We start from the raw sequence: 9,592 nt of genomic DNA, 5'->3' as shown, positions 1-9,592 counted from the left end.
TCGGAGCCGACGTGGTGCGGCTGCCGCAGGAGGAGTCAGGCGGCTCGGGCCGAGACGGCGACGACGGCGAGATCCAGTACCCCACCATCGCTCTTCTCGTCTCTGGCGGGCACACGTCTCTTCTGCTGGTGCGCGACCTGGTCTCCGACGTCGAGCTGCTCGGCGAGACCATCGATGACGCGGCGGGAGAGGCGTTCGACAAGGTCGCGAGGCTGCTGGGACTGCCCTACCCCGGCGGGCCCGAGATCGACCGCGCGGCCGTCGGCGGCAATCCGCGGGCGATCCGCTTTCCGCGTGGACTGAGCCTGCCCAAAGACCACGACGCCCACCGCTACGACTTCTCGTTCTCGGGGCTCAAGACGGCCGTCGCCCGCTGGGTCGAGAAGAAGCAGGATGCGGCAGAAGACGTGCCGCTCGCCGACGTCGCCGCCAGCTTCCGCGAGGCGGTCGTCGATGTGCTGATCACGAAGGCGCTCGCGGCGTGCGCCGAGTACGGTGTGCCCCGGCTGCTTCTCGGCGGCGGCGTCGTGGCCAACGCCCGCGTCCGCGAGGTCGCCGCCGTTCGGGCCGCGGCCGCCGGCGTCGCGCTGCGCATCCCGCCCCTCAGCCTCTGCACCGACAACGGCGCCATGATCGCGGCGCTCGGCGCGCAGCTGATCATGGCCGGCCACGCCCCCTCGGGTCTCGGATTCGGAGCCGACTCGACCCTGCCGGTCACCGAGATCCAGGTCGGCTAGGCTCGGTTTCATGTCGAGCCAGCCTGCCTACGCGCCGTACTCGCCCGATCCCGCAGCAGCTCCGGCATCACACCCCGCGGCGCCGACGGCAGGCCGCCGCACCCTCAACCTGCCGGCGCTCTTCGCGCTGATCACCGGCGTGCTGCTCATCTCGCCGGTCGCCATCGTGCTCGGGCACATCGGCATCGTCCAGGCTCGGCGGCGTCGACAGTCCGGCATGATCCTCGCCGTGCTGGGCCTCGTACTCGGGTACGTCGGCCTCATCGCCACCGTCGCCGCACTCGTCGCCCTCGTGGTCTATGTCAACTCCGGCCCCACGCCACCCACCACGTTCTGACCCGTAGAAGCGATACCGGCCGAGCTAATCGGGGTGTCCCGTAGCTGTGGGCCACCCGGCTTCAGTAGTGTGGTGCCATGACTGATCCCAATACCCCGTCGACCGAGGGCACGCCGTCGGTCCCCCCGCTGCCTCCCACGGCCCCGTCCGCACCGTCGTCGCCCAGCTACGGCGCACCGAGCGCGCCGGCCACCCCGCCCGCCCACACGCCTCCCGCCGCGCCGGCCTACACGCCGCCGTCTGAGCAGTCGACTCCCTCGTACGGAGCGCCCAGCTACCAGCAGGCACCCCCGGCCAACCCGTACGCGCAGGCCCCCAATGGCGCCGCGCCCTACGGACAGCCCTACTCGCCGGTCGCTTCGGCCCCCAAGACGCTCAGCCTCATCGGCATGATCGCGGGTATCGTCGGCATCGTCGTCTCGCTGTTCGGGTTCGGTTTCGGGTTGGTCTTCTCGATCGGGGCCGTCGTTCTCGGGTTCCTCGGCAAAAAGCGCGAGCCCGCCGCGAAGGGATTCTGGCTGACCGCGATCATCACCGGTTTCGCCGGCATCGCGCTGTCCATCATCTTCGGCATCGTATTGCTGTTCATCATCATCGGAACTGCGAACTCCGGCTACAGCAGCTACTAGGTCTCAGTACCGAAACGCCCTCCGCCCCACGGCGGAGGGCGTTTCGTTCGTGTGGAGACTTTTTTCAGACCCGTTCGGCGAGAATCGTCGTGTGGCGACCCGCGACCCGGGTCATCACCAGGGTCGCCTCGCCCTCTCCCGACAGCGACAGTCGTCGCCGCAGAACGGCCGGGTCGATGTCGACGCCGCGCTTCTTGATCTCGAGCCGCCCGATGCCCCGGCGCCGCAACTCTTTCTTGAGCTTCGCTTCGTCGCTCGGCAGCGTATCGATGACGCGGAACGCCGCCACGAACGGAGACGAGACCAGCGCGTCGGAGCTGAGGTAGGCGATCTGCTCGCTCAGCATGCGAGCGCCCAACGATCGGGCGAGGTCGCCGATGAGTCTGGCGCGGATCACCGATCCGTCGGGCTCGTACAGGTACGTGCCGAGCTCGCCCACCTCAGCATCGATACTGTCGCCGGCAGCGACCAGCTCGGCGCTGTGCTGGCCACGCAGCACGAGCGCGCTGCGGGCGATGCCCTCACGAGCGAGCGAGCCGAACCACAGGCTGTTCTCGACCAGCTGGCCGTCGACCGAGATCCACTGCGCTTCGGCTTCGTCGGGAATCATGTCGCGGTCGAAACCCGGTCCGAGCTTGATGCCCGTGGGCATGCTGCGGGCCGCGCCGAAGGCGAAGTCGAGCGACGGCGAGTAGTCGCTCGGATCGGTGAGGCGGCGGGTGTCGGAGTGGCCGGCCGTGCGTCGCGCGGGGTCGAGATAGACCGACTCGACGCGTGAGAGGTCATGGTCGACGGCGTCGCCGAGGCTCACGGAGACGTTTGAGAACGGCGCCAGGTTGTACGAGGCGATCGCCGCGGTGACTTCGTCGTGCTCGACGGCCTGCACCTCGAAGTCGAGCGCGGCGAGGGCGAGGGCATCGGCCCCGATACCGCACCCCAGGTCTGCGACGCTCCGGATGCCGGCGGCCTGGTATCGCCCGGCGTGCAGGGCGGCGACCCGCAGGCGCGTGGCCTGCTCGAGTCCCGCCTCGGTGAACAGCATGCGCGATGCGAACTCGCCGAACTTCGTCGTGGCCTTCGCCCGCAGTCGCGACTGCGTCAGGACCGCCGACACGAGGTCTGCCGGATGTCCGTCGCGACGAAGGGCGGCGACAGTCGCGACGATATCGGTGATGTCGCCGTAGGCCGGCAGCGAATCGAGCAGCCGCAGGGCCGTCGACGTCATCACCAGGCCGAGCTCGTCTGAGTTCATTCGCTGTGCCAGTTCACCCCGTCAGCCTAGACGCCGGTCAGACGGGTTCGGCGTGCCGCCGCGGCTGGCACTCGGATTGACCGAGTGCCAGTCGACCCCCTAAACTCGTCTTAGCACTCTGGTTATGAGTGTGCTAATACAGACGTGAAGAAAGAAGAGGTCAACCGTGTCGGTCTCCATCAAGCCGCTCGAGGATCGCATCGTTATCCGCCAGGTCGAGGCAGAGCAGACCACGGCCTCGGGCCTGGTCATTCCTGACACTGCCAAAGAGAAGCCCCAAGAGGGCGAGGTCGTCGCCGTGGGCCCCGGTCGCGTAGACGACAACGGCAACCGCGTTCCGATCGACGTCGCCGTGGGCGACAAGGTCATCTACTCCAAGTACGGCGGAACTGAGGTCAAGTACGGCGGAGAAGACCTTCTCGTGCTGTCGGCCCGCGACGTGCTCGCCGTGGTCGTTCGCTGACCTTCGACAAACAGCCAAAGACCCGGGTGGCTCTGCCATCCGGGTCTTTTTCGTTGTGCGGCGAGCCCGGCGGACCGAGGCCGGAGGTAGCATTCCTTGAGTGTCCAGACCCGCCGCTTCCCCCGTATCCGCCCCGCAGCTCGACGACCAGCCGTCGCGGTCGGGCATACTCTACGCCGTAGGCGCATACACGTTGTGGGGGTTTCTGCCCGCGTACTTTTTGATGCTCCTGCCTTCGGGTCCCTTCGAGATCGTGGCTGTGCGCATCTTCTTCTCGCTGGCGTTCTGCGCGCTCGTCATCACGATCACGCGCGCGTGGCCGGCGTTCATCGCCATCGTGCGGCAGCCGCGCCTCCTGTTCACGATGGGCCTCGCAGGCGTGCTGATCTACGTCAACTGGCAGACCTACGTGATCGGCGCCACGAGCGGGCACGTCGTCGAGACGGCACTCGGCTACTTCATCAACCCGATCGTCACGATCTTGCTGGGTGTGATGATCTTGGGGGAGCGGCTGCGCGTAGCTCAGTGGGTCGCACTGGGTATCAGCGTGATCGCCGTCGGTGTGCTCACGGTCGGCTACGGGTCCGTGCCCTGGATCGCCCTCATCCTGGCATTCTCTTTCGGACTCTACGGTTTCGTGAAGAAGAGGGTCGGCCGGTCGGTCGACGCCGTGTCGGGCCTCACCCTCGAGACCCTGTGGCTGCTCCCCGTCGCCGCCGTGCAGGTCATCGTTGTGGCATCGACGTCGCCGGGTCTCGCCCTCGGATCGTCGGGTGCCGTGCACGTCGTCCTGATGATCGGGGCGGGAGTGATCACCGCTGTGCCCCTGCTGCTCTTCGCCTCGGCGGCGAAGAGGCTGCCGCTCATCTACATGGGCTTCATCCAGTACGTGGCTCCGATTCTCCAGTTCCTTTTCGGGGTGTTCATCCTCGGCGAGCCGATGCCGCTCGAAAGGTGGCTCGGCTTCAGCCTCGTCTGGCTCGCCCTGATCGTGCTCTCCGTCGACCTCATTCGAACTGCCCGGGCGGGCCGGATGCGTGTGGCGGAGGCGGTCTGACGGGCAAAGGTAACGATTGGGTCGCGTTACACGCCCGTAACAGGAATGTATTGTCGGTGCGACCTCGGGCCGTTAGCTTTACAGGACGGCCAACTTCGTTGTGCCGTACCCCACAAAACATTCACATTCAAGGAGCATCATGGGCGTATTCGCCAAGACCGGTTCCCGGTCGCTGAAGACCACCCTGGGTGGCGCGGCCATTCTGGGAATCAGCGCGCTCGTTCTCGTCGGCTGCTCGAGCGGCTCGACTGACAGCGCCAGCGACTCCGGTGACCTGTCCCTCAAGATCGGCACGATCCTCCCGCAGACCGGCACCCTCGCGGTTCTCGGCCCGCCCGAGATCGCCGGCGTCGACCTGGCCGCAAAAGACATCAACGATGCCAAAGCCGGCATCACGGTCGACGTGACCCAGAAAGACTCGGGCGACACCACGACCGACATCGCCTCGCAGTCGGCCAGCTCGCTCATCGCCGACGGCGTCTCAGCGGTCATCGGTGCGGCTTCTTCCGGTGTCTCGAAGACGTTCATCGACCAGGTCACCCAGGCCGGCGTCGTGCAGATCTCGCCCGCCAACACCTCGCCCGACTTCACGTCGTACGAAGACGACGGCTACTACTGGCGCACCGCCCCCTCCGATGTTCTCCAGGGCCGCATTCTCGGCAACAAGATCATCAAAGACGGCAAGACCAACGTCTCGATTCTCTACATGAACGACGCCTACGGCACCGGACTCGAAGAGAACATCAAGAAAGCCCTCGAAGACGGCGGCGCGACCGTCGGCGCCGAAGAGACCTTCGAGCCCGCCTCGACCGACTTCAACTCGGCACTCACGAGCGTTCTCTCCACCGACCCCGACGCGCTGGTCGTCATCTCGTTCGACGAGATCAAGACCATCGCCGAGCAGCTCGCGGCCAAGGGCTTCGACTTCTCGAAGTTCTACGGCGCAGACGGCAACTACGGCGTCATCACCGACAAAGACACGAACGTCGACATCGCCGGCGCTCAGTTCACCAACCCCGGTGTCGAGGCCAAGGCCGAGTTCCAGGAGAAGCTGCAGGCGCTCGTCAAGGAGCAGGGCAGCGACCCGCTGACCGTGTTCAGCTATGCTGCCGAGTCTTACGACGCCACCACGCTGCTCGCTCTCGCTGCTCTTCAGGGTGGCGACACCGACGGTGCAACCCTCAAGGACAACCTGCAGGCGGTCTCCGAAAAGGGAACCAAGTGCGAGTCGTTCGCTGATTGCGCCAAGCTCATCGCCGATGGCGAAGACGTCGACTACGACGGCATCTCCGGTCCCATCACGTTCGATGAGAACGGCGACCCGACCGAGGCCTATGTCTCGATCTACAAGTACGCCACGGGCAACAAGACCTCGTTCGAAGAGCAGGTCTTCGGCAAGCTCGACTAGCTCACTGACGCAATAGACGAGGGGCCCGGTCTTCCCAGATCGGGCCCTTTCGTCGTGCGGTCAGCTCCAGTGGCAGTAGTCGTGTGCGATGTAGTCGTAGAACTGGCCGCGCACGGCATCGCTCACTCCGATGTAGAAGATGCCCTCGCCGCCGGCACCCGTCGAGACCTGAAACGGAAAGAATGTGCCGCGCTTGTCTTCGGCGACTGTGTGGGTGTTGCAGTTGTTCGGAAGAACGTCGAGCGTCACGACAGCGGTGTCGCTCGTCGCCGCGAAGGTGCTGCCGACGGGCCAGGAGTCGGAAGAAGGCGGCCGCAGGAGGATGGTGCGGGCTATCGACTCGATCGTGATCGTGCCCGCCGCGCCGGCCGCCTGTCGCGGGGTGATCGCGAAGTCGAGTTGCGCCGTCGGCACGCCCGCGACATCCACTACGCGAAGCGTCTCCGACGGCTCGATGTCGATGATCGACAGGGCCGTCTCCTCGAGGCAGTCCTGGGCGTGCACGCGCGTGATGGCACCGAACCTGTCACCGGGCGTCACGGTGGCCTCACCGACCCGGCCGCCGGCGGTCTCGAACTCGATGCGCACGCGTGTCTCTTCGGGCGTTGCCGGGGCGCACACGGTCTCTTTGAGCACGACCCGCAGATCCCTGGTCACGCCGCGGGGAATCTCCGACGTTCGTGTGGTCGACGATCCGGTCGCGAATACGGAACTCTCGACCGTGGCGCGCGTGACCTTTATGGTCGCGTCGCTCTCGTTGGCGACCTTGATCTCGAGTCGCCGAGGCCCGTAGTCGTCGCGATTCTGCTGGATGTCGACGGTCACGCCCTGGGGAAGCGCATCGAGCGGCACAGGCCCCTGGCATGCGCAGAGGCCCAGCAGTCCGGCCGCCAGGATGCCGGTGCGGGCGAATCGTGGGGCTCGGGCGCCGGGCCTCAGCATGGCCTCGGCTGTCAGCCGCCCACCGTCGGCGTCGAGGTGGTGACCTCGTTCGTCGTGGCGAGGGTTCCGAGGTAGAGCTCGATGACCTTGGGGTCGTTCATCAAATCGCGCCCAGGACCTTCGTACGCATCTTTTCCCTGGTCGAGAACGTAGCCGCGATCACAGATCTGCAGCGCACGGCGCGCGTTCTGTTCGACGATCATGATCGAGACGCCGGCGCGATTGATGCGCTGCACGTTCACGAACGTCTCGTCTTGACGCATGGGCGAGAGTCCGGCGCTGGGCTCGTCGAGAAGCAGCATGCTCGGGTCCATCATCAGGGCCCGCGACATGGCGACCATCTGTCGCTCACCGCCCGACAGCGAACCGGCACGCTGCTTGAGCCGCTTCGACAATTCGGGAAACAGGTCTTCGACGAACGCCAGCCGCGTCTTGAACAGCTTGGGCTTCTGGTACATGCCCATCTCGAGGTTCTCTTCGATGGTGAGCGAGGGAAAGACGTTGTTGTTCTGCGGCACGAAGCCCACGCCCTTCGACACGAGCTTGTCGGCCTTCAACCCGGTGATGTCTTCGCCGTCGAGTTCGACTGTGCCGCTGCGGATGTTGACGAGACCGAAGATGGCCTTGAGCAGGGTCGACTTTCCGGCACCGTTGGGGCCGATGATGCCGACGAGTTCGCCGCGGTTCACGTAGACGTTCGACCCGTTCAGAATGTTGACGCCGGGAACGTAGCCCGCGTAGAGCTCACGGGTGACGAGGACGCGATCGGTGACGGTGCTCACTTGTTTTCCTCTCGATCGACGGGGTTCGCCGCGACGGGGTTCAACGCGACGGGGTTCGACGCGGCCTCGCGCTCTGGCACGGCGATTCCTGCGGCCTCCGCGTCGTGCTCGACCTCGTTGCGGATGAGGTCGGACTCCATCTCTTCCGCGACCTCGAGCTGGCCCTCGATTGTTCCGAGGTCGCTGGCGTGATGAGCCCCGAGGTAGGCGTCGATGACCGCGGGGTCGGACATGACGGATGAGGGCGGGCCCTCGGCGACGACCTTGCCCTCGGCCATCACGATCACCCAGTCGGCGATCGTGTTGACCATGTGCATATCGTGCTCGACGAAGAGCACGGTCATGCCCTCGTCTTTCAGATTCACGATGTGACCCAGCAGCGACTGGGTCAGCGCCGGGTTGACGCCGGCCATCGGCTCGTCGAGCATCACGAGCTCGGGGCTCGACATGAGCGCGCGCGCCATCTCGAGCAGCTTCTTCTGCCCGCCCGACAGGCTCGACGCGTAGTCGTCTTTCTTCGTGTCGAGCTTGAACTTGGTCAGCAACTGCATGGCCCGCTCGGTGATCTCGTCTTCCTTGGCCTTCCAGAGCGGCTTGAACAGCGAGACGAAGATGTTCTCCCCGCCCTGCTTGGTGGCACCGAGGCGCATGTTCTCGAGAACCGTCATGCCGCTCAGCGCCTTCGTGAGCTGGAACGTGCGCACCATGCCCATTCGCGAGACCTTGAAGGCGGGAACTCCGGCCAGGCTCTTGCCCTTGAAAGTCCAGTTGCCCGTGTTCGGCTTGTCGAAACCGGTGAGCAGGTTGAAGAACGTGGTCTTGCCGGCGCCGTTCGGGCCGATGAGAGCGGTGATCGAGCCGCGAGGAATCTCGAGGTGAGCGACGTCGACCGCGGTGAGGCCGCCGAATCGGCGACTCACGGCGTGCGCGACGACGATCGGGTCTTTCTTCTTGACGCCCGGAGCGATCACGTCGTCGGTGATGTCGGATACGAGTGTTTTATCAGGCAAAGTGCAGATCCTTCTTCTTGCCGAAGATTCCTTGCGGACGGAATATCACGAGCAGCATCAGTGCGACACCGACGATGATGAATCGGATCGGGCCGGTCTGGGTCGTCGTGAGCGGGAGGACTCCGGCCTCGATGCCGAGGCTGAGGAGTCCGTCGGTGAGCGACAGGGTGACCCAGAAGATGATGGAACCCACCACCGGGCCGAACACGGTGGCCGCTCCGCCGAGAAGCATGATCGTGTACAGGAAGAACGTGAGCTGGGTGCCGTAGTTGTCGGGCTGCAGCGACCTGGGCAGAATGAACACCACTCCCGCCAGGCCTCCGAGCACGCCACCCAGGATGAGCGCCTGGATCTTGTACGAGAACACGTTCTTGCCGAGGGACCGCACGGCATCCTCGTCTTCACGGATTCCCATGATGACCCGGCCCCAGGGACTGCGCATCAGAAGGAAGACAAGGAGGCAGGCGAGGGCGACGAGGCCCCAGCCGACTATGCGGATCCACCATTGGTCTTGGTTGAAGACCAGGGGAGTTCCGGTCAGCCCCCAGCGGCCCTCCGGCAGCGGGTTGACGGCATTGAAGGCCCGTGCGGCGCCGTTGATGCCCTCTGAGCCGCCCGTGACGTCCGAGAACTCGGGGGTCTTGACCGATAGTCGGATGATCTCGGCTGCCGCGATGGTCACGATGCTCAGATAGTCCGCCCTGAGTCTCAGGGTGGGTATTCCCAAGATGAGTGCGAACACGGTGGCCGCGGCGATGGCCGCGAGGAACGAGCCCCAGAGCGGCCAGCTGTAGACCACCGAGGTGATCGCGAACGCGTAGCCGCCGACGGCCATGAACCCCGCCTGCCCGAAGTTGAGCAGGCCGGTGAAGCCGAAGTGGATCACGAGCCCGATGGTTGCGAGTGCGTAGGCCGCGGTTGTCGGCGAGAAGATCTCGCCGATGGCGAGCCAGATGAAATTGCCGTTCATGGTGA

General features: G+C 65.5%; 11 protein-coding genes. 6 read left to right on the top strand and 5 right to left on the bottom strand.

Annotated features, from left to right (window positions below; translation table 11 throughout):
* The 3 genes from ACE5CZ_RS10555 to ACE5CZ_RS10545 form a co-directional block, all read left to right on the top strand.
* Positions 1-737, top strand: a 737-nt coding sequence (locus ACE5CZ_RS10555; RefSeq protein ID WP_374947285.1) for a tRNA (adenosine(37)-N6)-threonylcarbamoyltransferase complex transferase subunit TsaD, incomplete at its 5' end; no start/stop codon positions are given.
* A 10-nt stretch (positions 738-747) separates the two neighbouring features.
* The gene (locus ACE5CZ_RS10550) at positions 748-1,074 is read left to right on the top strand and encodes a DUF4190 domain-containing protein (protein ID WP_374947284.1); all 327 of its coding nucleotides are present in this window, start codon (positions 748-750) and stop codon (positions 1,072-1,074) included.
* Positions 1,075-1,151: 77 nt separating this feature from the next.
* Positions 1,152-1,703, top strand: coding sequence for a hypothetical protein (locus ACE5CZ_RS10545; protein ID WP_374947283.1), 552 nt, complete (start codon positions 1,152-1,154; stop codon positions 1,701-1,703).
* 64 nt (positions 1,704-1,767) lie between these two features.
* Here the strand turns inward: ACE5CZ_RS10545 and ACE5CZ_RS10540 are convergent, their stop codons facing one another.
* A complete protein-coding gene (locus ACE5CZ_RS10540; RefSeq protein WP_374947282.1) occupies positions 1,768-2,955 on the bottom strand; it encodes an SAM-dependent methyltransferase in 1,188 nt (395 codons plus the stop codon).
* 166 nt (positions 2,956-3,121) lie between these two features.
* On the opposite strand from ACE5CZ_RS10540, the gene groES reads away from it, so the two are divergent.
* The 3 genes from groES to ACE5CZ_RS10525 all read left to right on the top strand — a co-directional run bounded on the left by groES (position 3,122) and on the right by ACE5CZ_RS10525 (position 5,883).
* On the top strand, positions 3,122-3,418 hold the full coding sequence (groES, locus tag ACE5CZ_RS10535; protein WP_044440065.1) for a co-chaperone GroES: 297 nt from the start codon (positions 3,122-3,124) through the stop codon (positions 3,416-3,418).
* 100 nt (positions 3,419-3,518) lie between these two features.
* Positions 3,519-4,475, top strand: coding sequence for an EamA family transporter RarD (gene rarD, locus ACE5CZ_RS10530; protein ID WP_374947281.1), 957 nt, complete (start codon positions 3,519-3,521; stop codon positions 4,473-4,475).
* A gap of 139 nt (positions 4,476-4,614) precedes the next feature.
* A complete protein-coding gene (locus tag ACE5CZ_RS10525; RefSeq protein ID WP_374947280.1) occupies positions 4,615-5,883 on the top strand; it encodes an ABC transporter substrate-binding protein in 1,269 nt (422 codons plus the stop codon).
* A 60-nt stretch (positions 5,884-5,943) separates the two neighbouring features.
* Here ACE5CZ_RS10525 and ACE5CZ_RS10520 read toward each other — a convergent pair whose 3' ends face one another.
* From ACE5CZ_RS10520 to ACE5CZ_RS10505, 4 genes are read right to left on the bottom strand one after another with little or no spacing between them, the layout of a single operon-like run.
* Positions 5,944-6,825: a hypothetical protein gene (locus ACE5CZ_RS10520; RefSeq protein WP_374947279.1), complete on the bottom strand. Its 882-nt coding sequence runs from the start codon at positions 6,823-6,825 to the stop codon at positions 5,944-5,946.
* 11 nt (positions 6,826-6,836) lie between these two features.
* Positions 6,837-7,607, bottom strand: coding sequence for an ABC transporter ATP-binding protein (locus ACE5CZ_RS10515; RefSeq protein ID WP_374947278.1), 771 nt, complete (start codon positions 7,605-7,607; stop codon positions 6,837-6,839).
* Entirely contained in the window at positions 7,604-8,617 is a 1,014-nt protein-coding gene (locus ACE5CZ_RS10510; protein WP_374947277.1) for an ABC transporter ATP-binding protein, read from the bottom strand. Before ACE5CZ_RS10510 ends, ACE5CZ_RS10515 begins: the two co-directional genes overlap by 4 nt.
* The gene (locus tag ACE5CZ_RS10505) at positions 8,610-9,587 is read right to left on the bottom strand and encodes a branched-chain amino acid ABC transporter permease (RefSeq protein ID WP_374947276.1); all 978 of its coding nucleotides are present in this window, start codon (positions 9,585-9,587) and stop codon (positions 8,610-8,612) included. Before ACE5CZ_RS10505 ends, ACE5CZ_RS10510 begins: the two co-directional genes overlap by 8 nt.
* Positions 9,588-9,592 lie beyond the last annotated feature (5 nt).

This window comes from Agreia sp. (genome assembly GCF_964263775.1).
Lineage (GTDB): Bacteria > Actinomycetota > Actinomycetes > Actinomycetales > Microbacteriaceae > Agreia.
The sequence above is the reverse complement of the archived record's forward strand: the minus strand, read 5'-3'. Positions and strand labels throughout refer to the sequence as shown.

Bases quoted from the DNA above. Each gene is read 5' to 3' on its own strand.
- ACE5CZ_RS10520 (WP_374947279.1), bottom strand. From the start codon at position 6,825: ATGCTGAGGCCCGGCGCCCGAGCCCCACGATTCGCCCGCACCGGCATC.
- ACE5CZ_RS10550 (WP_374947284.1), top strand. From the start codon at position 748: ATGTCGAGCCAGCCTGCCTACGCGCCGTACTCGCCCGATCCCGCAGCA.
- ACE5CZ_RS10540 (WP_374947282.1), bottom strand. From the start codon at position 2,955: ATGAACTCAGACGAGCTCGGCCTGGTGATGACGTCGACGGCCCTGCGG.
- ACE5CZ_RS10525 (WP_374947280.1), top strand. From the start codon at position 4,615: ATGGGCGTATTCGCCAAGACCGGTTCCCGGTCGCTGAAGACCACCCTG.
- ACE5CZ_RS10505 (WP_374947276.1), bottom strand. From the start codon at position 9,587: ATGAACGGCAATTTCATCTGGCTCGCCATCGGCGAGATCTTCTCGCCG.
- ACE5CZ_RS10545 (WP_374947283.1), top strand. From the start codon at position 1,152: ATGACTGATCCCAATACCCCGTCGACCGAGGGCACGCCGTCGGTCCCC.